This is a genomic window from Nocardiopsis sp. NPDC057823 (assembly GCF_042797335.1).
Taxonomy (GTDB): Bacteria; Actinomycetota; Actinomycetes; order Streptosporangiales; family Streptosporangiaceae; genus Nocardiopsis; species Nocardiopsis changdeensis.
In genome coordinates this window covers 61,363-82,993 of sequence record NZ_JBHVLR010000025.1, presented here as the reverse complement: position 1 = coordinate 82,993, position 21,631 = coordinate 61,363, and the positions used below count along the sequence as shown (strand labels likewise).

Sequence of the window (21,631 nt, the reverse complement as noted above, 5' to 3'; positions counted from 1 at the left end):
GCTCTCATACCCGTATGCCCTCCGACCCCCGCCCCTCCCGCCGGAGCCGCCGCGCCTTCCTCGCGCTGGGCGGCGGCGCCCTGCTGGCCGCCACCGCCTCCTCCGCCGTCCCGCCCCCGGAATGGGACGTGGCGGTGGTCGGGGCGGGGCCGGCCGGGCTGGCCGCCGCGCGCAACCTGTACGACCACGGCCTGCGTGTGGTGGTGCTGGAGGCCCGCGGCCGGGTGGGCGGCCAGGTGTTCACCGACCGGTCCCTGGCGCCGGTGGCGGTGGAGCTGGGCGCCGGGCTGATCCACGGGGCGGACGCCTCCACCTGGGAGCTGGTGGCCGAGACCGGGGCGCGTACCGTGCGGATGCGCTCGGACCGGCCGGCGCCGCCGCCCCTGGACCTGCCCCGGGGGCCGCGCGAGGACGAGGACGCCGCCGCCTACCTGCGCAGGCTGGGGGTGCCCGAGTCGCTGTGGCCGCCGGTGGAGGTCGACGGAGAGCCCCTGGAGCGGTGGAGCGCGCGGTGGGTGCACGACACCGGGGTGCTCGACTGGTGGAGCGCGCCGCGGGAGGACTTCCGGGTGCCGGACGGGTACGACCGGCTGCTGGAACCGCTGGCGGCGGGCCCGGTGATCGCGCTGCGCAGCCCGGTCCGGCTCGTGCGGCGCGGACCGGCCGGGGTGGAGATCGGTGTGGCCGGGCGGAGGCGCCCCGTCCGGGCCCGCCGGTGCGTGCTGGCGCTGCCCGTCGGGGTGCTGCGGTCGGGGTCGGTGCGGTTCGAGCCCGCGCTGCCCGCCGGCCACCGGGACGCGGCGGCGGCGCTGGAGGCCACCGACGCCGTCAAGCTGGTGTACCGGTTCGACCGGCCGGTCCTGCCCGCCGGCCGGGACACGCTGGAGGGGGACGGCGCGGTGGTCTGGAGCGTGGCGCGCGCCCCGGAGACGGTGTCGGTGTGGGCCGCCGGGGACCGGGCCCGCGACCTGCTGGCCCGCCCGGGCCCCGACCGGTTCGCCGAGGGGCTGCGGATGCTGGCGTCCGCGGTGGGCGGCGCGGTGCCGGACCCCGTGGGGAGGATCACGCACGACTGGGCGGCGGACGAGTACAGCCGGGGCGCGTACCTGCACGTCCCGCCGGGGGCGCACGACGCGCCCGCGGCGCTGGGCGAACCGGTGGACCGGACCCTGTTCTTCGCGGGGGAGGCGGTCACGGGGGAGAACACCGTGGACGGCGCCTACGACAGCGGCTACGCGGTCTCCGACGACCTGCTGTCCGACCGCTGAGCCCGTCCCGCCGCCGGACCGGGCCCCGGAGGCACCCGGGAGAGAACGGGGCGACCTGTGGACAACGCCCCCTTACCTGGGCTTTGTGGTGGAATTGTGCGGAGCCGTGGAACCGTCTCGCCTTCCCCGAGTCCGTTCCCGGCACCGACCAGAGCACATCCAACACGAGGGGGGTTGCCCGATGACCGATCGCGCGTACGTGATCGCGGGTTCGGAGGCCACGGGGGGCGCCGGGATCCAGGCCGACCTGAAGGCGTTCCAGGAGCTGGGCGTCTACGGGATGGGGACGATCACCTGCATCGTCTCCTTCGACCCGAAGAACGGCTGGGGGCACCGGTTCGTGCCGGTCGACCCGCAGGTCATCGCCGACCAGATCGAGGCGGCCACGGCCTGCCACGACCTGGACGTGGTGAAGATCGGGATGCTCGGCACCCCCGACACCATCGACGTGGTCGCGCAGGGCCTGCGCGAGCGGGACTGGCGGCACGTGGTGCTGGACCCGGTCCTGATCTGCAAGGGCCAGGAGCCGGGCGCGGCGCTGGACACCGACAAGGCGCTCACCGAGAAGGTCCTGCCGCTGGCGACGGTGATCACGCCCAACCACTTCGAGGCGATGACGCTGTCGGGCATGGAGAGCATCGACACCGTCGACGACCTCGTCGAGGCGGCCCGGCGCATCCACGACCTGGGGCCCTCGCACGTGATCGCCAAGGGCGGCGTGGAGCTGCCCGGCCCCGACGCCGTCGACGTGCACTTCGACGGCGAGGAGGTGACCGTGCTGCGCGCCCCCAAGATCGGGCAGGAGCGGGTGAGCGGCGCGGGCTGCACCTTCGCCGCCGCGATCACGGCGGAGCTGGCCAAGGGCGCCGAGGTGGGCGCGGCCGCGGCCACCGCCAAGGAGATGGTGCGCCGGGGCATCGAGCAGAGGCTGACCACGCACGCCCCCTTCGCCTCGGTCACCACCCGCTCCCCACGCTGACCCGTCCGGGGCGTGGGCCCTCGGGGCACCCGGCACCCGGGCCTTCGGAATGCCGAACGGCCCGGGCCGCCCTCCGGCCGGGGCGGCGGTCAGGCGGGGGTGAGGTGGAGCAGGAGCACCTGGCCGGGGGTGAGGTTGGGCAACTGGACGCCGGACCGCTCCAGGACGCGGCCGGAGGCGACCGCCTCCCCGCGGGCGGACCACTCCGGCACGGCGCGCTGCATGGTGGCGGGCCATCCCGTGTCCTGGCGCCACCGCAGGCGGTAGCGCAGGTCCGGGCGCAGTCCCGGCAGGCGGACCCGGCCCGGGTGGGTGCGGACCGAGGAGGTGAGGCGGGCGTAGCGGAAGACGGCCTGCGCGCCGTCGCGGGCGACGACACCGTCGAGCTGTTCGGCGGGGTCGGGGTCGTCCGCGCGGACGAGGTCCCCGGTGTGCAGCAGCGGGCGCAGCTCCCGGTACAGGGCGGTCCAGCGGGCCAGCACGTCCAGCTCCTCCTCGGTGCAGGCGGAGATGTCCCACTCGATGCCGGGGTGGCCGATGAGCGCGGTCAGGCAGCGCGTCGCCAGGTCGGTGGCGCGGCCGGTGGTGTGCGACACCGGCCCGCCCACGTGGCCGCCGACCAGCTCCGGGGGGAGCAGCAGGCCCGTCCAGCGCTGGATCGCCAGCCGCTCCAGCGGGTCGTTGACGTCGGAGGCCCACACCCGGTCGGTGCGCTCCAGCACGCCCAGGTCCACCCGGCCGCCGCCGGAGGAGCACGACTCGACCTCCAGTCCGGGGTGGCGGGCGCGCAGCCGGTCCAGCAGCGCGTACACGGCGGCGGTCTGGCGGTGCACGCCCGCGCCGCCGGTAGGACCGTGCACGGCCTCCAACAGGTCGCGGTTGTGGTCCCACTTGAGGTGGTCGGGCCGGTACTCCGCGACCAGCGCGTCCAGCCGTTCCAGCAGGTACGCGGCGACCTCGGGGCGGCCCAGGTCGAGCACGTGCTGGCCGCGGCCGGTGGGCGGCCGGTGGTCGGCGGGGCCCAGGATCCAGTCGGGGTGCGCCCGGAACAGGTCGGAGTCGGGGTTGACCATCTCCGGCTCCACCCACAGCCCCACCTGCATGCCCAGCGCGCGCACGTGGTCGAACAGCGGGTGCAGCCCGTCCGGCCACACGTCGGGGTCCACGGTCCAGTCACCCAGGCCCGCCGTGTCGTCGCGGCGGCCGCGGAACCATCCGTCGTCGAGGACGAAGCGCTCCACGCCGACGCGGGCGGCGGTGTCGGCGAGCGCCTTGAGCTTGTCGAGGCGGTGGTCGAAGTAGACGGCCTCCCAGGTGTTGAGCACCACCGGCCGCGGCGTCGCCGGGTGGTGGGGGCGGGCGCGCAGCCACCGGTGGACGCGCGCCGACATGCCGTCCAGCCCCCGGTCCGACCAGGAGAAGCACACCCAGGGGGTGCCGTACGACTCGCCCGGGGCCAGGCGCACCTCGCCGGGGTGCAGGAGTTCTCCGCCGCCGAGCACGGCGTCGGCCTGCCCGGCCCCCTCGGGCAGGCGTTCGGCCAGGTGGACGTGGTCGCCGCTCCAGGCGACGTGCACGCCCCAGACCTCACCCCGGCGGAAGCCGAAGCCGGGGGTCCCGGCGACCAGGAACAGCGGGGCGTCGTGGCCGGTGCGCCCGCGGCGGGACGCCCGCAGCAGGGTCCCCTGGGCGAGGTCCCGGCGCTGGGGCGCGCGTTCGCGGCACCACCGCCCGGTGGGGTCGAGCACCTCCTCGGCCTCCCGGGGCAGCGGCAGGAACACGTGGAGGGCGGCCGGGGTCCACACGTCATCGCCGGTGTTGGTCGCCTCCAGCCGCACCCGGAGCAGCCCGTCGGCCTCCATCCGCAGTTCGCCGCGCAGCCCGAGTCCCGCGGCCGGCGCCTCGGCGGTGAACACCAGCACCCCGCCGGTGCCGGCCGGGGAGTCCGGCAGCGGGTCCACGACGACCTCGCGGACCAGCCAGCGGGGGTGTGAGGCCCGGCCCTCGCGGTGCCCGGACAGCCCGGGGTGCCCGGACCAGCCCTCCCCCTGGCCGGGGACCAGCGACAGCGGGAAGGCGGCGTCGACGGTGTTGTGCGGGACGGCCGGGCCGGACAGCGCGGCCAGCCCGGCGGTGTCGGGCAGGTCGGCGCCCCAGTGCAGAACGTACGGCAGGCCCGTGTCGGGCACGCCCAGCACCAGCGCGGTCCCCGCCGCGGCCAGTCGGACGGTCGGGACGTCGGGGGCGATGGCGGGGGCGGTCGGCGCTCCCGGCTGCTGCGGCACGGGCGGTCCTCCGGGGGTCGCTGGGGCGGCCCCCACATGCTCGGTTCCGGGTTCGCCGGCTGTCAATACACCGGCCGACACGATCCAACGCCTTCCGACACAAAGCGGGGCCGTGGAGCGTTCTCTCCCCCGTTGTTGACACTTCGACGGCCCATGGTCCACAGTTCCCAACGGGATCGAACATTTTCCACCGGCCGAGGAGAAGCGATGCTGGCCGCCCAACGGCAGGAGCTGATCCTCGAACGGATCCGGAGCACCGGCGCGGTCCGGGTCGCGGACCTGGTCGAGAGCCTCGCGGTGTCGGACATGACCGTCCGCCGCGACCTGGACGCCCTGGAGGCGCGGGGCGCCCTGCGCAAGGTGCACGGCGGAGCCGTCGCCCGGGCCCGCACCGAGGAGCCCGGGTTCGCCGCCAAGTCCGCCCTCCAGGGGGACGAGAAGCGCGCGATCGCCCGCGCCGTCGCCGGGCTCGTACCCCCGCACGCGGCGGTCGGGCTGTCCGGCGGCACCACCACCGCGCTGGTCGCCGAGCACCTGGTCGACACCCCGGGGCTGACCGTCGTCACCAACTCCCTGCCGGTGGCCGAGGTGTTCCACCGGGCCGCGCGCCCGGACCGGACGGTCGCCCTCACCGGCGGCTTCCGCACCCCCTCCGACGCGCTGGTCGGCCCGCTGGCGCTCGCCTCCATCCAGGGGCTGAACCTGGACCTGCTCGTCCTGGGCGTGCACGGCATGCAGGAGCGCGCCGGGTTCACCACGCCCAACCTCCTGGAGGCCGAGACCGACCGGGCCCTGGTGGAGGCGGCGGGGACCCTCGTGGTGGCCGCCGACCACAGCAAGTGGGGCACCGTCGGCATCAGCACCATCGTGCCCCTGGACCGCTGCGACGTGCTCGTCACCGACGACGGGCTCGACCCGCGGGCCCGCGAGGTGCTCGGCGAGCGCGTGGGCCGCCTCGTCCTCGCCGGGGTCCGCGCCCCGCAGACGGAGAAGGAGGACCCGGCATGAGCCGGACCGCCGCCGACGGCGTCCGCGTCACCCCGGCCAGGCTGGCCGACGGGCGCGAGATCGTGTACTTCGACGAGGACGGCGCCCCGCCCCGCGTCCCCGAGCCCGACCGGCGCGACCTGCCGCCCCTCTCCACGGCCTCGGAGCTGCGCTTCGACCCGCTGCTGCGCGAGTGGGTGGTCATCGCCTCCCACCGCCAGGGCCGCACCCACATGCCGGCCGCCGACGCCTGCCCGCTGTGCCCGTCCACGGCCGACCGCGCCACCGAGGTCCCCGCCGGCGACTACGACGTGGTGGTGTTCGAGAACCGCTTCCCCTCCCTGGCCGCGGACGGCGGCCGCGTCCTCGACGACGTCGGCGAGGTGGAGCGGTCCCGGCGTCCGGGCACCGGGCGCTGCGAGGTGGTGGTGTTCGGCCCCGACCACAACGCCTCCTTCGCCGACCTCACGCCCCGCCGGGTGCGCACCGTCCTGGAGGCGTGGACGCAGCGCACCCGCGCGCTGTCCGCCCTGCCCGGCACGGAGCAGGTGTACTGCTTCGAGAACCGGGGCGCGGAGATCGGGGTGACCCTGCCCCACCCGCACGGGCAGATCTACGCGCTCCCCTTCGTCACGCCGCGCACGCGGCGGATCCTGGACTCGGCACGGGCCCACCGCGAACGCACCGGCCGCGACCTGTTCGCCGACGTCCTGCACGCCGAACAGGAGGCGGGGCTGCGGGTGGTCGCCCGCGGCGAGCACTGGACGGCGTTCGTCCCGGCGGCCGCCCGCTGGCCGGTGGAGGTCCACTTCTACCCGCACCGCCCGGTGCCCGACCTGCCCTCCCTCACCGACGCCGAACGCGACGGCTTCGGACCGCTGTACCTGGACGTGCTGCGCCGGCTGGACCGCCTGTTCGGCCTGCCGCTGCCCTACATCTCGGCCTGGCACCAGGCCCCCGTGCGCACCGGCCGCGACCTGTCCCGGCTGCGCCTGGAGGTGTTCTCCGTGCGCCGCGCGCCCGACAGGCTCAAGTACCTGGCGGGGACCGAATCCGGCATGGGGGTGTTCGTCAACGACGTCGCGCCCGAGACCGTCGCCCGCCGCCTCAGGGAGGCCGCGCCGTGAGACCGACCCCCACCGCGGGCTCCGGGCCCGAGGAAAGCGCGGCGGCCGCCCCGCCACCCGGTTCCGCGCCCGGCCGCCCGGTCCCCGGCCGCCGCGACACCGCCCGGGAGCCGGCGTGAGCGCCGCGGCGCGGGGGTTCCGCGCGGCGTTCGGGTACGGCCCGGCCGGGGTGTGGCGGGCGCCGGGGCGCATCAACGTCATCGGCGAGCACACCGACTACAACGACGGGTTCGTGCTGCCCGTCGCCCTCCCCCACGCGGTGACGGTCGCGGCGGCGCCCCGCGCCGACGGGCGGCTGCGGTTCCGGTCCGCGCAGGCCCCGGAGGTCTTCGAGGCCGACGCCCTCCCGGAACCGGGGACCGTGGCGGGCTGGGCCGCGTACCCGGCGGGCGCGCTGTGGGCGCTGGCGGACACGGGGCGCCCCATGGGCGGCCTGGACCTGTACGTGGACGGGGACGTCCCCTCCGGGGCGGGCCTGTCCTCCTCCGCCGCCCTGGTGTGCGCGACCCTGCTCGCCGCCGCCGGGGACGCGCCCCCTGCCCCGGAGGAGACGGCCCGGCTGGCCCAGCGGGCCGAGAACGGCTTCGTCGGCATGCCCTGCGGGATCATGGACCAGTCGGCGTCGATGCTGGCCCGCGGGGGACACGCCCTGTTCCTGGACACCCGAACCCTGGCCGCCGAGCACGTGCCCTTCGACCCGGCCTCACACGGGCTGACCCTGCTGGTGGTGGACACCCGCGCCCCGCACCGGCTGGTGGACGGCGCCTACGCCGACCGCCGCCGCAGCTGCGAGGAGGCCGCCCGGCTGCTGGGGGTCCGCGCGCTGCGCGACGTCACCGACCTGCCCGGCGCGCTGGCCGCCCTGCCCGACGACCGCACCCGGCGCCGGGTGCGCCACGTGGTCACCGAGAACGCCCGGGTGCTGGAGGCCGTGGACCTGCTGCGGGCAGGTGCGGTGGCCGCGGTCGGACCGCTGCTGACCGCCTCGCACGCCTCCCTGCGCGACGACTACGAGGTGAGCGTCCCGGAGGTGGACACCGCCGTGGACGCCGCCCTGGCCGGGGGCGCGCTGGGCGCGCGCATCACCGGCGGCGGGTTCGGCGGCTGCGTGATCGCCCTGGTCGGGGCCGGGCGCGCCGACGCCTGCGCCGAGGCGGTCCGCGGCGCCTACAAGGAGCGCGGCTTCGCCGAGCCGGCGTTCTTCGCCACCGTCCCCTCCCCCGGCGCCCGCCGCCTCGCCTGAACCGGGTCCCTCCGGACCCGTCGGCGCTCACCGGTTCCCGACGGCTCGGGGGGCGACCGGGGAACGGGCCCCGGTCCCGGCCGGCTCAGGCGGGGAGGTCGGCCCCGGCCAGGATCTCCTCCAGCCCCTCGTGCGTGTAGTCGTCCACGATGAGGATCTCCGACTCCGGCAGCAGCCAGTAACGCTGCTCGAACCAGCGGAGGTCCTCCTCCGCCGTGCCCGCGCCCTCCGGGAAGCAGGGGACCGCCCACACCCGGTAGTGCGCCGTCCGCTCCCCCACCGGCGCCAGGCCGTCGGTCACCTCCTCGATCTCCCCCTCCCCGCGCAGCTCCGCCCCCGCCGGGCAGGTGTCGAGGCCGCCGCCCATGAAGGGCATCGACCCGTCCACGGGGGCCTGCCCCTGCCGGTAGGTGACGGCCTCGGGTCCCAGGAGCCGGACCGACGGGCAGTGGAACGTCTCCCCCTGCTCGTCCGCCGTGCAGTCGGCGTCGGCCTCGGGGGTCCGCAGGCTCACGTTCTCCGCTTCGATGGTCTCCCCGGTGGGGACGTACTCGAAGGAGTACGTCCGGCGCTCCACCCCCCAGTCCTCGGGGAGCTCCAGGGTCATCCCCCGGTAGGCCACCTCCTGGACCGGCTCCCCGCTCGGCTCGGGCTCGGAGGCCGCGGCCTCGACCACCGGCCCCTCCTCCTCGCGGTCCGCGTACCACTGGCCCGCGACCCAGGCGCCGGCCCCGACGAGCACCGTGATGGCGGCTCCGGCCGCCACCGTCTTGCCGATACCGGTCACCCCGCCGGCCGCGGCGCTCGCCGTGGCGGTCGCCGTCGTGGCCCCGCCGGTCGCCGTGCCCCCGGCCCCGGCGGCCGTTCCGGCCGCGGCGCCGCCGCCCGCCGCTCCGGTCGCCCCTGCCCCGGCCGCCGCCGATCCGGTGGCCGCGCCCAGCGCCCCGGCCACCGCGGCCCACCGGCCGAGCCCGCGCACGGCCTCGAACCCGGTCCAGGACGCGGCGAGCAGGACGCGCAGCCGGGTCCGCGGGTCCTGTTCCGGCGCGGTCCGGCCGAGCGCCAGCAGTTCCTCGAAGGCCTCGAACGCCGTCGGCCGCGCGTCCGGGTCGGGGGACAGCGCCCGCAGGACCAGCGGCAGCAGCTCGTCCGGCACCCCCTCCGCGTCCACCTCCCCGCGGCGGGTCCGGGCGAGCAGCGTCGCCGTGTCGCCCCGTCCGAACGGGCCGTGCCCGGTCGCCGCGTGGACCACCAGGCCGCCCCAGGCGAACACGTCCGCCTTGGGGGTCCCGACCTCCCCGGCCAGGCGCTCGGGCGCGATCCAGCCGGGGCTGCCGAACACCCCCTCCTCCGGGGAGGGGTCCTCGGTGAGGCGGGCGATGCCGAAGTCGAGCAGCTTCGGCCCGTCCGGCGAAAGGATGACGTTGGCGGGCTTGACGTCCCGGTGCGTGATCCCGGCGGCGTGCACCGCGGCCAGCGCCTCCGCGGTACCGGCGGCGAAGGCGAGCAGCCGTTCCCCGGACAGCGGTCCGAGCTGCGCCAGGTGGTCGGTGAGGGTGCGCCCGGTGACGAACTCGGTGGCCATCCACGGCCGCTCGGCCCCCGGGTCGGCGCCCAGGAACCGGGGCGCGCACTCGGCCGACACCCGGGCCAGCACCGCGGCCTCCCGGGCGAACTGCTCCCGGTAGACGGGGTCGGCGGCGTGCCGGTCGCGCACCACCTTCAGCGCCACGTGCTCCCCGTCACCGCCCAGGGCCCCGTAGACGGTGCCCATACCGCCCTCGCCGAGCAGGCCGACCAGGTGGAACGGGCCCACGACCAGTGGGTCCCCGGGTCGCAGGGGGTGGAAGCCGGTGGGCAGGGGAGGCTGCTGGCCGGGGTTCATCCGCTCGTCCTCCGGGGTGAGGGGGTATCCGACCCCTCATTATCCGCCGATCCGGCGGCCTGGACCCCGCCCCGCGCCATGGGAGCGCTTCCAGGAAGAATGGGCGGACGGCCACGAGACGGACGAAGGAGCGACACATGGGTCTGAGGTTCGGGCTGCTGGGCACCGGCCACTGGGCGGCCGAGACACAGGCGGCGGCGCTGGCCGCCCACCCGGGGGCGGAGCTGGTGGGGGTCTGGGGCCGGGCCCCGGAGAAGGCGGAGAAGGTCGCCGCCCGGTACGGCGCGCGGGCCTACGCCGACCTCGACGCGCTGCTGGAGGACGTGGACGCCGTGGCCGTGGCGCTGCCGCCGGACGTGCAGGCGGACCTGGCGCTGCGGGCGGCCCGCGCCGGAAAGCACCTGCTGCTGGACAAGCCGCTGGCGCTCACCACGGAGGCCGCCGACGCGGTCGTCGCCGAGGTCGAGGCGCGCGGGCTGGCCTCGGTGGTGTTCTTCACCAACCGCTTCTCCGACGGGATCGACGCCTTCGTGCGCGAATCCGCGGAGCGGGGCGGCTGGCAGGGGGTGCGGGCGACGCTGTTCGCGTCGATCTTCCGTCCGGGGAACCCCTACGGCGCCTCCCCGTGGCGCAGGGAGAAGGGCGGCCTGTGGGACGTGGGCCCGCACGTGCTGTCGGTGGTGCTGCCGGTGCTGGGGCCGGTGGAGGCCGTGGCCGCGATGGCCGGCCCCAATGACACCGTCCACCTGCTCACCCGCCACCGGAGCGGTGCCGTGGGCACGTTCTCGGTCACCCTGGACGCCCCGGAGAAGGCGCAGGGCTTCGAGGTGGTCCTGTTCGGCGAGGCGGGCCGGGCCGAGGTGCCGAATGGTGACAGGTCCGCGGTGGAGGCCTTCCAGGTGGCGGTCGACCGGCTGGCCGCCCAGGTGGAGGGGGCTCCCGGCGATCCTCTGGACGTGCGGTTCGGCCGCGAGGTGGTCGCGGTCCTGGAGGCCGCCGAGACCGCCCTGCGCGAGGGCCGGACGGTGGACGTGCCGAGGGCCGCCGGGTAGCCCCGGCGGCCCGAGCGGAAAAGATCGGGGTCGCCCTCCGGCTAGGGGGCGGCCCCCCTGGCGTTCTTGGCGTACATCCCGTCTGCGAGGTAGATGATCCCGGCCGCGACCAGGATCTGGACGATCAGGACGATGAGCCACATGGTCGTGAAGAAGCTGGCGATCCAACCGCCGATGAAGGCCGCCACGATGCCCAGGATCAGCGTCAGCCAGATGGGCAGGTGCTGCTTGCCCGGGACGACGAGTCTGCCGAGGGCTCCGATGATCAGACCCACGACGATCGCACTGATGATTCCGGTGATCTCCAATGTCCCTCCCAAGGGTCGGACACCCCCACCGTTCCCTCTCTCAGAGCGACGAATCCGTCACAAGCCCGAAGGAAAAGAACCTTTTATGCCTGGTTGGCGGTAATCCTTCTTCCCCAAGGAGGAATCAGCCCCAGCGCGGCGGCGGCCGGTCGGGGTCGAACCGGGCGTCGCGGAGGTTCCCGTTCCCGTCGAGATCGGACCGCCGGTGCGTGGGCTCGATCCCGCCCCTGCCCCACAGGTCTCCCAGGCCGGTGAACGCGAGCAGGGCCGCCAACAGCCACTTGCCCACCGGGGAGCGGCGCACCGGGCCGGCCGGGCGCAGGGCGGCGTAGACGACGGTGAACGGTGCCAGCGTGAGCGTTCCGAGCACCGCGGCCCCCACGACGGCGTCCGTCCCCCGGCCGGCGCCGATGCCCCAGGCCAGGGCGGCCGTCGCGAGCACGCTCAGGAACAGAGCCCACAGCACCCGGTGCCCGCCGACCCGCGCGGACAGCCCGCGGCCCAGCGCGCACAGCGGCTTGACCACGGCCCACAGCAGCAGCGGCCCCAGCGCCAGGCACAGCAGTACGAAGCCCGACACCTCGCCGGGGCCCATGTCCAGGCCGCCCGCCAGCGAGCCCGCGAGCAGGAAGAGCGCGACCGCGCCCCAGGCGAGGCCGTACACGGACAGGGCGATCCACCCCCGCAGCCGGGTGCCGAGACCGCCGGCGTACCCGGGTTCGGACGGCTCCCGCCGGCCACCGTCGTCCGCGCCCATCCGACCCCCTCTTCCCGCGCCCGCCGACCGGGCCGCACCAGGCTAACGACCCCGGCGGCGGCCGGAGAAGACCGCGTCCGTGACGGTCCGACCCCGGAGCGCCGTTCTGCCGTCCGCAGAAGGCGGGGGACGTCCCTCCCCCGCCCGCGGCGGCGGGCGTAGGCTGCGGGGAGGACCAGTGCGCATCCCGAGCACGAGACCGGAGGCCCCGATGACCGATGTCCTGCGCTCCCTGGACGAGGCCCGCAGGGGCGCCGACCGGGCCCCCGAGCCCGAGCCCCTGATGCGCGACCTCATCGGCGGCCTGCTGCGCCGGACCCGTGTCGAGCAGGGCCGGACCCTGCGCGAGGTGGCCGAGGACGCCCAGGTCTCGCTCCCGTACCTGTCCGAGATCGAACGCGGTCGCAAGGAGGCGTCCTCGGAGGTCCTGGCCGCGGTCTACCGCTCCCTGGGGCTGTCCCTCACCGACGTGCTGGCCGAACTCCACCGCGAGACGGTCATGGCGATACCGCGGCCGCTCGGCGGCCGGACCGGTTCCTACGCCCCGGCCGCCGCGCCCCGGGCGACGGCCTCTGTCTCCGTGCTGTCGGTGTCCCTGGCCGCCTGACCCCGCGCCGCCCGGTCGGGGCCGCGGCGCGGCCCCGACCGGCCCGGCTCACGCCGGGACCGCCTCCCGGGTGCTGATGACCGCGTCCACCAGCCCGTACTCCTTCGCCTGGTGGGCGGTGAAGATCTTGTCCCGGTCCGTGTCGGCCCGCAGCCGCTCCTGCGTCTGCCCGGTGTGCCGGGCCAGGATCTCCTCCACCTGGGAGCGGACCCGCAGGATCTCCGCCGCCTGGATCTCCAGGTCGGCGGCCACCCCCTGGCCCTCCCCCGAGGGCTGGTGCAGCAGCACCCGCGCGTGCTCCAGGGCCCGGCGCTTGCCGGGCGCCCCCGCGGCGAGCAGCACCGCGGCGGCCGACGCGGCCTGCCCCATGCACACCGTGGCGACGTCGGCGCGGACGAACCGCATGGTGTCGTAGATGGCCGTGAGGGCGGTGTTGGAGCCGCCCGGCGAGTTGATGTAGAGCTGGATGTCGGTGTCCGCGGACTCGTGGTCCAGGTGCAGCATCTGCGCCATCACCACGTTGGCGACGTCGTCGTCGATGGGCGTGCCCAGGAAGATGATCCGCTCCGACAGCAGCCGGCTGAACACGTCGAAGGACCGCTCGCCCCGGGGCGTGCGCTCGACGACCATGGGAACCGTGTAGCGCCCGCTCATCGCACGGCCTCCGCTTCGCTCCGGACGAACCCGGGGGCGCCCGCGCCCAGCCGGATGCCGGTGCCGTTGATCTCCGACAGGGACGTGACCACGTGGTCGACGAACCCGTACTCCTTGGCCTCCTGCGCGGTGAACCAGGCGTCCCGGTGCTGGTCGCGGGAGATGGTCTCCTCGCTCTGCCCGGTGTGCTCGGCGATGAGCCGGATCATCGTCTGCTTGGTGTGCGCCAGGTTCTCGGCCTGGATCGCGATGTCGGCGGCGGTGCCGCCGAGCCCGCCGGAGGGCTGGTGCATCATGATGCGGGCGTGCGGCAGGCTGTACCGCTTGCCGTGGGTCCCGGTGCAGGCCAGGAACTGCCCCATGCTCGCCGCGAACCCCATGACCAGGGTGGACACGTCGTTGGGCACGAAGTTCATGGTGTCGTAGATGGCCAGTCCGGCGGAGACGACGCCGCCGGGGCTGTTGATGGCCAGGGTGATGTCCTTGTGCGGGTCCTCGTCGGCGAGCAGCAGGATCTGCGCGCAGACCCGGTTGGCGCTGGTCTCGTCGACCTGGGTGCCCAGCAGCACGATGCGGCTGCGCAGCAGGCGGGCGGACAGCTGGTCGTCGAACGCCCCGCCCTCGCCCTCGTGCGCGGCCCTGGTTCGGGTCATCGGCATGGAGTGGCCCCTTCCCTTCCCGGCCACTGGCGCGGATCCCTCGCCCGCACCGGCCGTGTCTCCACACTGCGCGGCGGGCCGCAACGGCCGCCACTGTTTCGGCCTGTGGCAGATCTGCCGACGGCAGACCGTAAGGGCAGGTGAATGGGAACGGAAGGAGAGGCCGGAAAGGAACGCCCGGATATCCCGGGCCGCCCCTCAGGCGTCGTCCACGGCCTCGCGCAGATCGCGTAGCAGCTCCAGGACGACGGGGCGCAGGGAGGGCCGGATCGCCTCGAACACGCGCCTCTGTTTGGCCTCCATGTTGCGGCGGCGGTGGGCGAGCACTTTCTCACCCTCCTCGGTGATGGCCACCACCGTGCTCCGTTCGTCCCGCTCCGACCTGCGGCGCGCCATCATGCCCTTGCGTTCGAGCTGTTGGATCATGCGAGTGGCGGAGGGGGAGGAGACCCCCACCACCTGGGCCACCGCACCTACGCTGGGGTTGTCCAGCCCGCGGACGGCTTCCATGAGGAGGGCCTGGGTGAGGGTGAGGTCGTCGGCTCCCCGGGGCCCGTGTCCGCTGCGGGAACGGGCGTGGATCGCCGCGTTGATCAGCTCCGTCCAGGCGCGCTGGAACTCCTCGAGCCCGACATGGCGCTCGGGACCGACACCTTCGGACTCGCGGGTGCGCTCGGCCGCGGCGCCGCTGTCGGAGGCACAGAGCCGCTCGGCACCGGGCTCAAGGGTCTCGTCGGACACGAAACGTTCCTCGCAGGCTGGACGGGCACCGCGGGGCCGGTCCGGTCCGCGCGGTGGTTTGACGTTTGTGTAGTCTAGCTATTAAATAGCCTGTGCACACAAGTTACGTAGATCCTTGCCCCCTCACACCGTAGTGACACCCCGTCCACGCATCCGGTTGTGGGCGAATCGGTCTGCTGCTGGGGGCAGCGGACGTCCGCCCGAAACGCCGGGCGGGCCCGGACCAATCCGGGAGGGGCGCATTGACAACAGTGCTGATCGCGCATTTCATCGCAGCGGCGATCGCGCCCTTACTGGTCCGACTGTGGGGCCGTAACGCGTTCCTCGCTCTGGCCGTCGTGCCCGGTGCCGCCACCGTCTGGGCCCTCTTCCAGCTCCCCACCATCCTCGGCGGCGGGGCGCTCTCCGGATCCGTCGAATGGGCCCCCGCGTTCTCCCTGCGGCTGGGCCTGCACATGGACGTCCTCGGCCTGGTGATGACCCTCATCGCCGCCGGTGTGGGCACCCTGATCCTGATCTACTGCGCGCGCTACTTCAGCGACTCCGAGCCCGGCCTGGGCAGGTTCGCGGGCGTGTTCGTCGCCTTCGCCGGGGCCATGCTCGGCCTCGTCCTGGCCGACGACCTCATCCAGCTGTTCGTGTACTGGGAGCTGACCACGGTCTTCTCCTACCTGCTCATCGGGCACAGCACGGAGCTGAAGGAGAGCCGCCGCTCGGCCATGACGGCCCTGACCGTCACGACCTTCGGCGGGCTCACCATGCTCGTCGGCATGATCGTGCTCGGCGAGACCGCCGGGACCTACGTCATCTCCGAGATCGTCGCCGCTCCCCCCGAGGGCGTCCTCGTCGAGGTGGCCCTGGGCCTGATCATGGTCGGCGCGATGTCCAAGTCCGCCCTGTTCCCCTTCAGCCTGTGGCTCCCCGCCGCCATGCGCGCGCCCACGCCGGTCTCCGGCTACCTGCACGCGGCGGCGATGGTCAAGGCGGGCGTCTACCTGGTCGCCCGCCTCACCCCGGCGTTCCCCGACTCCGCCGTGTGGACCTCGATGGCCCTGGGCTTCGGCGTGCTCACCATGGTCCTGGGCGGCTGGAAGGCGCTGCGCCAGTACGACCTCAAGCTGGTCCTGGCCTACGGCACCATCAGCCAGCTCGGCTTCCTCATCGCCCTGCTGGGCACCGGCACCCGGGCCGCCGCCCTGGCCGGCATCTCCATGCTCATCGCGCACTCGCTGTTCAAGGCCCCCCTGTTCCTCGTGGTCGGCATCATCGACCACGGCACCGGGACCCGCGACCTGCGCGAGCTGTCGGGCCTGCGCAAGTCCATGCCGGGCACCTTCTGGACGTCGGTGCTGGCCCTGGCCTCCATGGCCGGGCTGCCGCCCATGCTGGGCTTCGCCGCCAAGGAGCTGGCCTTCGGCGCCTACGAGGGCGGCGTCGCCGACACCGTCGTGCTCGTCGGCATGGTCGTCGGCTCCACGCTCACGGTCGCCTACACCCTGCGCTTCCTGTGGGGCGCGTTCTTCGACAAGCCGGACGTGGCGCCCACCCCGGTGCACGGCCCCGGGCCGCTGTTCCTGGCCCCCGCGGCGCTGATGGCGGGCCTGAGCCTGCTCGGCGGACCGCTCTCGCACTGGATCGACCCGCTGCTCGCGCTGTACGCCGACTCCGTTCCGCTCGCGCCCGGCGCCTACGAGACGCACCTGGCCCTGTGGCACGGCTTCGAGCTGCCGCTGCTGCTGTCCGCGGTCTGCCTCGCCGGCGGCTTCCTGCTGTTCCGGGTCCGCAGCGCGGTCGTCTGGATCGGCACCCGCGCCTCGGTGGTCGACCCCGACCGGGTCTACCGGCGGATGCTCGCCGGGCTGGAGAACCTGGCCCTCCAGGTCACCGGTAGCACCCAGCGCGGTTCGCTGCCGGTCTACCTCGGCACCATCCTGGTCAGCCTGGTCGTCGCGGCCGGGTACTGGGTCATCACCGAGCCCATCTGGGACGGCGACTACCCGCCGGTCCGCCTGTGGGACACGCCGATCCAGGTCATCCCGGCCGTGATCATCGCCGCCACCGCCCTGCTGACCCTGTTCATGCGGCGGCGCCTGTTCGCGGTGATCCTCGTCGGCACCGGGGGTTACGGCATGGCGGCCATGTTCTACCTGCTGGGCGCCCCGGACCTCGCGCTCACCCAGTTCCTGGTCGAGACCGTCAGCCTGGTGGTCTTCGTCCTGGTGCTGCGCCGCTTCCCCAGCCACTTCTCGGCGCCCGCGCTCAAGGGCCGCCGGGCGTGGAACCTGGCCATCGGCGTCTCCACCGGCACCCTGGTCGCCGCCATGACCTGGTTCGCCCTGGCGGGCCGCCAGGAGACGTCGATCTCCGAGCTGTACCCGGAGGCCGCCAAGGAGGCCGGCGGCTACAACATCATCTCCGTTCTGCTGGTGGACGTCCGCGCCTGGGACACCATGGGCGAGATCTCCGTGCTCGTCGCCGCGGCCGCCGGTGTGGCCAGCCTGATGTTCGTCCGCCGCACCCAGCCGCGCAAGGCGCCCGGCGGGGTGATGGCCGTGTCGGTCACGTCCGCGGGCCAGGAGCCCGCCGAGGGCCGGACCCGGATCGACCTGGGCGGGCTGCGGATGGCCCCGGCGAGCCTGCACGTCAAGCCCCAGTGGAACCACACCTGGCTCCCGGGCGCGGACGCGCTGCCCACCGAGCGCCGGTCGGTCATCTTCGAGGTGGTCTCGCGCTTCCTGTTCCCGGTGGTCATGGTGATCTCCGTGTACCTGCTGCTGACCGGGCACGGTGCGATCGGCGGCGGCTTCGCGGGCGGCATCGTCGCCGGCCTGGCGTTCATCGTCCGGTACCTGGCGGGCGGCCGGTACGAGCTGTACAACACCGCGTGGGTGCAGCCCGGCGTGCTGATCGGCCTGGGCCTGGCCATCTCCACGGGCGTCGCGATCGGCGGCGCGATCTTCGGCGACGAGGTCCTCGCAGGCGGGGACTTCTACGTGAACCTGTGGATCCTGGGCGAGCCGCACATCACCGTGTCCCTCTTCTTCGACATCGGGGTGTACCTGCTGGTCATCGGCCTGATCCTGGACATCCTGCGCAGTCTCGGCGCCCGCATCGACGAGCAGATCGAGCGGGACGCGGCCCGGGCCCGGGCGACCGCCCGGCCCGGCGCCCCCGAGCCCGTCGAGGAGGTCACCTCGTGAACGATTCGCCCAGCCTCACCCTCGTCCTGCTGATCGGCGTGCTCGTCGCGGTCGGGGTGGTGCTCCTGCTGGAGCGCAGCCTCAGCCGGGTGCTGCTCGGCTTCATCGTGCTCAGCAACGGCGTCAACCTGATGATCCTGGCCATGGCCGGGACCATGGGCGGGCCCCCGGTGCTGTGGTTCAGCGAACCGCACGAGATGACCGACCCGCTGCCGCAGGCGATGATCCTGACGGCCATCGTCATCACCCTGGGGGTGACGGCGTTCCTGCTCGCCATGGCCTACCGGAGCTGGCAGCTGGAGGGCAACGACGAGGTCCAGGACGACGCCGAGGACCTCCGGATCGTCCAGGGCGAGGGCCGCCGCGCACTGCGCCGGCGCTTCGTGCGCGAGCGCCGCCGCCTCAAGGCCGACATCCGGCGCCAGCGGGCGGAGCTCCAGGCGACCATCGCCGCGGCCGACGCCCAGGAGCTGGCCGAGCAGGCCCGCATCAAGGCCGAGATCGCCCGCGCCCAGGCCGAGCTGGCCCGCTACGAGGTCGAGGTCGAGGAGAGCGGGATCGATGAGCAGTCCCAGGAGACCATGCGCCGGCTCAGCGACCGGGCGGAGACCATGACCGCCCAGGTGCAGGAGCTGCGCGGACGCATCCGCCTGGGCCGCAGGCGGCTGCGCGAGCACCGCCGGGCCGACCGGGCCGCCGAACGCGAGCTGTGGCGCGAGCTGCGCCGCCGCGTGCGGGCCCAGCGCCGCCAGGCCGCCCAGACCATGCGGGCCGAGCGCGAGCGCCTGGCCCGCGCCGAGGACAGCGACCTGCAGGGGAGTGACTGAGCATGAGCTGGGACTACTTCGCGGGTCTCATCCACTACCTCATCCCGCTCCCGGTGGTGGTGCCGCTGTTCGCGGCCGGCGCCAAGCTGGCCATGGGCAGCCGCTGGCCCAAGGTCCAGCAGTGGCTGAGCATCATCGCGCTGACGTTCGTGCTGTTCGTCGGGTTCGTCCTGATGCTCGGCGCGGACGCCCTGGGCCCGCAGGTCGTGCAGGTGGGCGGCTGGGACGCGCCGATCGGCATCACCCTGGTGGCGGACCGGCTGTCCGCGCTCATGGTGACGGTGTCGTCGGCGATCACCCTGGCCGTGCTGGTGTACTCCATCGGTCAGGGAATGGCCAGCCGGGCCGAGGTGGCGCCGCTGTCGGTGTACCAGCCCACGTACCTGATCCTGGTCGCCGGCGTCTCCAACGCCTTCCTCGCCGGAGACCTGTTCAACCTGTACGTCGGCTTCGAGATCCTGCTGACCGCCAGCTACGTGCTGCTGACCCTGGGCGGGACGCAGTCGCGCATCCGGGCGGGCGCCATCTACGTGGTGGTGTCCCTGCTGTCGTCGGTGCTGTTCCTCATCGCGATCGCGCTGACCTTCGGCGCGACCGGCACCGTCAACATGGCCCAGCTCGCCGAGCGGCTGCCGGAGCTGGACGGGCACCTCAAGATCGTGCTCCAGGTGATGCTGCTCTTCGCGTTCGGCATCAAGGCCGCGGTGTTCCCGCTGGCCGCCTGGCTCCCCGACTCCTACCCGACGGCCCCGGCCCCGGTCACCGCGGTGTTCGCGGGCCTGCTCACCAAGGTCGGCGTGTACGCCATCATCCGCGCGCACACGCTCTTCTTCCCGGGCGAGGACCTGAACAACCTGCTCATGTGGGTGGCGCTGGCGACCATGATCATGGGCATCCTGGGCGCCGTGGCGCAGACGGACATCAAGCGTCTGCTGTCGTTCACGCTGATCAGCCATATCGGGTACATGGTGTTCGGGGTGGGGCTGGGCAGCCAGCTGGGCCTGGCCGGCGCGGTGTTCTACATCGCCCACCACATCACGGTGCAGACCACGCTGTTCCTGATCACCGGTCTGATCGAGCGCCGAGGGGGGTCCACGAACCTGGACGACCTGGGCGGCCTGATCCGGATCGCGCCGCTGCTGGCCGTGCTGTTCTTCGTCCCGGCGATGAACCTGGGCGGCATCCCGCCGCTGTCGGGCTTCCTGGGCAAGATCGGCCTGCTCCAGGCCGGTGTGCAGGCGGGCACCCCGCTGGCCTACCTGCTGGTGGGCGCGTCGGTGCTGACCAGCCTGCTGACCCTGTACGTGATCGCCCGGGTGTGGAACTACGCGTTCTGGCGTGCGCCCTCCGAGGGCAAGGTCGCCGACCCCGGGACCGTGCTGGAGGACACCGAGGCCGACGACTCCTCGACCGCGGCCCTGGGCCCGGGCGAGGCCGTGGGCCCGTCCTCCCGCATCGGCGGCACGACCACGGTGTCCACCCCCCTGGTGACCTCGGTGGCCCTGCCCAAGACCATGGTCGGCGCCACGATCGCCCTGGTGGTGTTCGGCCTGGCCCTGACGGTGTTCGCGGGCCCGCTGATCACCTACTCCGCGGAGGCGGCCACGGAGCTGCTGGCCCGCACCCCCTACATCGAGGCCGTCCTGGGAGGTGACCGCTGATGGACCGGCGCACCGCGAAGAAGGTCGGGGCGATGGCGCTGCGGCGGCGCCTGGGCAAGGTCCAGGTCCCCGTGGCGCTGGGCATGACCCTGGTCTGGCTGCTGCTGTTCAACGGGTTCCAGTGGCGCTGGGAGTCGCTGGGCCTGTTCGTGCTGGGCTTCCTGGTGTCGGTGGCGATCATGCTGGTGTTCCCGCTGCCGCCGATCGTCCCGGGGTTCCGCTTCCGCCCGCTCCCCCTGGCGCACCTGGTCCTGCACGTCGTGGGGAAGATGTTCACGGCGAGCCTCCAGGTGACCCGCCAGGTGTTCTCACCCGGTGAGGTGCGCAGCTCGGTGGTGGCCGTGCCGATGCGCACGCAGTCGGACCTGATGCTGGTGTGCACCGCCATCGCCAGTTCGATCATCCCGGGCACGGTCATCGTCGAGGTCTCGCGCGACGAGTGGATCCTGTACGTCCACGTGCTGGGCGCGGCCGACGAGGAGGGTGTGGAGACGGGGATCCGGGACGTCATGGTCCTGGAACGGCTCCTCGTCCGGGCCCTCGGCACCCGTGAGGACATCCAGGCCCTGGAGGCGGCGTCGCCCTCCGGGAAGGAGAGCGCATGAACACCCTGTGGACCGTCATCGCCGTCCTGCTCGCCCTCGCGTCCCTGCTGAGCATGGTGCGCCTGCTGCTGGGCCCGAGCATCCTGGACCGGGCGCTCTCGGTGGACGTGCTGCTCGCCTCGGCGCTGGTCGGCCTGGGCGCCTACGCCGCGTTCCACCGCGACCCCACGGTCCTGCCGACCCTGATGGTGCTGTCGCTGGTGGGCTTCGTGGCGACGATCAGCATCGCGAAGTTCGTCGCCCGCCGCCCGGAGGAGCACGTGTCCACCCCGACCGACGTCGTCCACCCGGTCCCGGGTGCCCCGTCGGCCGACGAGGAAGGAGGGCGCCCGTGAGCGAGGAACTCGTCACGGTCCTCGACTGGATCGCGATCCTGTGCCTGTTGGCGGGGGCCCTGCTGTCGGTCGTGGCCGCGGTGGGCCTGATCCGCTTCCCCGACCTGCTGTCCCGGATGCACACCGCGGCCAAGCCGCAGGTGCTGGGGATGCTGCTGGTGCTGGTGGGGATCGGGCTGCGCCTGGTGCCGGTGGAGGAGACCAACGTGTTCAACGTCGGGACCCTGCTGCTGGTGGGCCTGTTCCAGATCGTCACGATCCCGGTGGCCGGGCACATCGCCGCCCGGGTGGGCTACCGTACCGGGCGCATCCGCGAGGACCTGCTGGTCCACGACGAACTCGGCGAGCGCTTGGCGCGCAAGCGCGAGGAGGACGCCGCCCGGTCGGCGGAGTAAGGACCGTACGCGGACGGGCCCGGGGGTGGTCCCCCGGGCCCGCCGCTCCCTCCCCT

Annotated in this window: 20 protein-coding genes; 13 read left to right on the top strand and 7 right to left on the bottom strand. The window is 74.1% G+C overall.

Going from position 1 to position 21,631, the window contains the following annotated elements; translation table 11 throughout:
• The first annotated feature begins 14 nt into the window (after positions 1-14).
• The gene (locus ACFVNO_RS28620; protein ID WP_355268793.1) at positions 15-1,268 is read left to right on the top strand and encodes an NAD(P)/FAD-dependent oxidoreductase; all 1,254 of its coding nucleotides are present in this window, start codon (positions 15-17) and stop codon (positions 1,266-1,268) included.
• Between the two features lie 181 nt (positions 1,269-1,449).
• A complete protein-coding gene (thiD, locus tag ACFVNO_RS28615; RefSeq protein WP_355268791.1) occupies positions 1,450-2,247 on the top strand; it encodes a bifunctional hydroxymethylpyrimidine kinase/phosphomethylpyrimidine kinase in 798 nt (265 codons plus the stop codon).
• 89 nt (positions 2,248-2,336) lie between these two features.
• Here the strand turns inward: thiD and ACFVNO_RS28610 are convergent, their stop codons facing one another.
• Positions 2,337-4,532, bottom strand: coding sequence for an alpha-galactosidase (locus tag ACFVNO_RS28610; protein WP_355268789.1), 2,196 nt, complete (start codon positions 4,530-4,532; stop codon positions 2,337-2,339).
• 207 nt (positions 4,533-4,739) lie between these two features.
• Here ACFVNO_RS28610 and ACFVNO_RS28605 point away from each other — a divergent pair, with 207 nt between their 5' ends.
• The 3 genes from ACFVNO_RS28605 (at position 4,740) to galK (ending at position 7,889) form a co-directional block, all read left to right on the top strand.
• Positions 4,740-5,540, top strand: a complete 801-nt coding sequence (locus ACFVNO_RS28605; protein WP_355268787.1) for a DeoR/GlpR family DNA-binding transcription regulator — start codon at positions 4,740-4,742, stop codon at positions 5,538-5,540.
• Entirely contained in the window at positions 5,537-6,646 is a 1,110-nt protein-coding gene (galT, locus tag ACFVNO_RS28600; RefSeq protein ID WP_355268785.1) for a galactose-1-phosphate uridylyltransferase, read from the top strand. Before ACFVNO_RS28605 ends, galT begins: the two co-directional genes overlap by 4 nt.
• A 115-nt stretch (positions 6,647-6,761) precedes the next feature.
• A complete protein-coding gene (gene galK / locus ACFVNO_RS28595) occupies positions 6,762-7,889 on the top strand; it encodes a galactokinase (RefSeq protein ID WP_355268783.1) in 1,128 nt (375 codons plus the stop codon).
• A gap of 85 nt (positions 7,890-7,974) precedes the next feature.
• Here the strand turns inward: galK and ACFVNO_RS28590 are convergent, their stop codons facing one another.
• Entirely contained in the window at positions 7,975-9,774 is a 1,800-nt protein-coding gene (locus ACFVNO_RS28590; RefSeq protein WP_355268781.1) for a serine/threonine-protein kinase, read from the bottom strand.
• 137 nt (positions 9,775-9,911) lie between these two features.
• On the opposite strand from ACFVNO_RS28590, the gene ACFVNO_RS28585 reads away from it, so the two are divergent.
• The gene (locus tag ACFVNO_RS28585) at positions 9,912-10,826 is read left to right on the top strand and encodes a Gfo/Idh/MocA family oxidoreductase (protein ID WP_355268779.1); all 915 of its coding nucleotides are present in this window, start codon (positions 9,912-9,914) and stop codon (positions 10,824-10,826) included.
• 41 nt (positions 10,827-10,867) lie between these two features.
• On the opposite strand, the gene ACFVNO_RS28580 is transcribed toward ACFVNO_RS28585, so the two are convergent.
• Together ACFVNO_RS28580 and ACFVNO_RS28575 are read right to left on the bottom strand one after the other, a co-directional pair.
• Positions 10,868-11,134, bottom strand: a complete 267-nt coding sequence (locus ACFVNO_RS28580) for a GlsB/YeaQ/YmgE family stress response membrane protein (protein WP_355268777.1) — start codon at positions 11,132-11,134, stop codon at positions 10,868-10,870.
• A gap of 124 nt (positions 11,135-11,258) precedes the next feature.
• Positions 11,259-11,891, bottom strand: coding sequence for a hypothetical protein (locus ACFVNO_RS28575; RefSeq protein WP_355268775.1), 633 nt, complete (start codon positions 11,889-11,891; stop codon positions 11,259-11,261).
• A 211-nt stretch (positions 11,892-12,102) separates the two neighbouring features.
• Between ACFVNO_RS28575 and ACFVNO_RS28570 the strand changes: the two genes are divergently transcribed.
• Positions 12,103-12,498, top strand: coding sequence for a helix-turn-helix transcriptional regulator (locus ACFVNO_RS28570; RefSeq protein WP_355268773.1), 396 nt, complete (start codon positions 12,103-12,105; stop codon positions 12,496-12,498).
• Between the two features lie 48 nt (positions 12,499-12,546).
• On the opposite strand, the gene ACFVNO_RS28565 is transcribed toward ACFVNO_RS28570, so the two are convergent.
• From ACFVNO_RS28565 to ACFVNO_RS28555, 3 genes are all read right to left on the bottom strand, one after another.
• Entirely contained in the window at positions 12,547-13,152 is a 606-nt protein-coding gene (locus tag ACFVNO_RS28565) for an ATP-dependent Clp protease proteolytic subunit (protein ID WP_220563544.1), read from the bottom strand.
• Complete coding sequence (locus tag ACFVNO_RS28560) at positions 13,149-13,805, bottom strand: ATP-dependent Clp protease proteolytic subunit (protein WP_355268807.1); 657 nt, start codon at positions 13,803-13,805, stop codon at positions 13,149-13,151. The genes ACFVNO_RS28565 and ACFVNO_RS28560 overlap by 4 nt, the downstream gene beginning before the upstream one ends.
• Before the next feature lie 204 nt (positions 13,806-14,009).
• Positions 14,010-14,408, bottom strand: coding sequence for a MarR family transcriptional regulator (locus ACFVNO_RS28555; protein ID WP_370634670.1), 399 nt, complete (start codon positions 14,406-14,408; stop codon positions 14,010-14,012).
• Positions 14,409-14,803: 395 nt separating this feature from the next.
• On the opposite strand from ACFVNO_RS28555, the gene ACFVNO_RS28550 reads away from it, so the two are divergent.
• From ACFVNO_RS28550 to mnhG, 6 genes are read left to right on the top strand one after another with little or no spacing between them, the layout of a single operon-like run.
• Positions 14,804-17,752, top strand: a complete 2,949-nt coding sequence (locus ACFVNO_RS28550; RefSeq protein ID WP_355268805.1) for a Na+/H+ antiporter subunit A — start codon at positions 14,804-14,806, stop codon at positions 17,750-17,752.
• Positions 17,749-18,579, top strand: a complete 831-nt coding sequence (locus tag ACFVNO_RS28545; RefSeq protein ID WP_220563546.1) for a Na(+)/H(+) antiporter subunit C — start codon at positions 17,749-17,751, stop codon at positions 18,577-18,579. The genes ACFVNO_RS28550 and ACFVNO_RS28545 overlap by 4 nt, the downstream gene beginning before the upstream one ends.
• Positions 18,580-18,581: 2 nt before the next feature.
• Positions 18,582-20,240 carry a Na+/H+ antiporter subunit D gene (locus tag ACFVNO_RS28540; RefSeq protein ID WP_355268769.1) on the top strand — a complete coding sequence of 553 codons (1,659 nt, stop codon included), beginning with the start codon at positions 18,582-18,584 and terminating at the stop codon, positions 20,238-20,240.
• Complete coding sequence (locus ACFVNO_RS28535) at positions 20,237-20,845, top strand: Na+/H+ antiporter subunit E (protein ID WP_378897215.1); 609 nt, start codon at positions 20,237-20,239, stop codon at positions 20,843-20,845. Before ACFVNO_RS28540 ends, ACFVNO_RS28535 begins: the two co-directional genes overlap by 4 nt.
• On the top strand, positions 20,842-21,180 hold the full coding sequence (locus tag ACFVNO_RS28530) for a monovalent cation/H+ antiporter complex subunit F (protein WP_220563549.1): 339 nt from the start codon (positions 20,842-20,844) through the stop codon (positions 21,178-21,180). The genes ACFVNO_RS28535 and ACFVNO_RS28530 overlap by 4 nt, the downstream gene beginning before the upstream one ends.
• Positions 21,177-21,575: a monovalent cation/H(+) antiporter subunit G gene (gene mnhG, locus ACFVNO_RS28525; RefSeq protein WP_355268765.1), complete on the top strand. Its 399-nt coding sequence runs from the start codon at positions 21,177-21,179 to the stop codon at positions 21,573-21,575. Before ACFVNO_RS28530 ends, mnhG begins: the two co-directional genes overlap by 4 nt.
• The last annotated feature ends 56 nt before the right edge of the window (positions 21,576-21,631 follow it).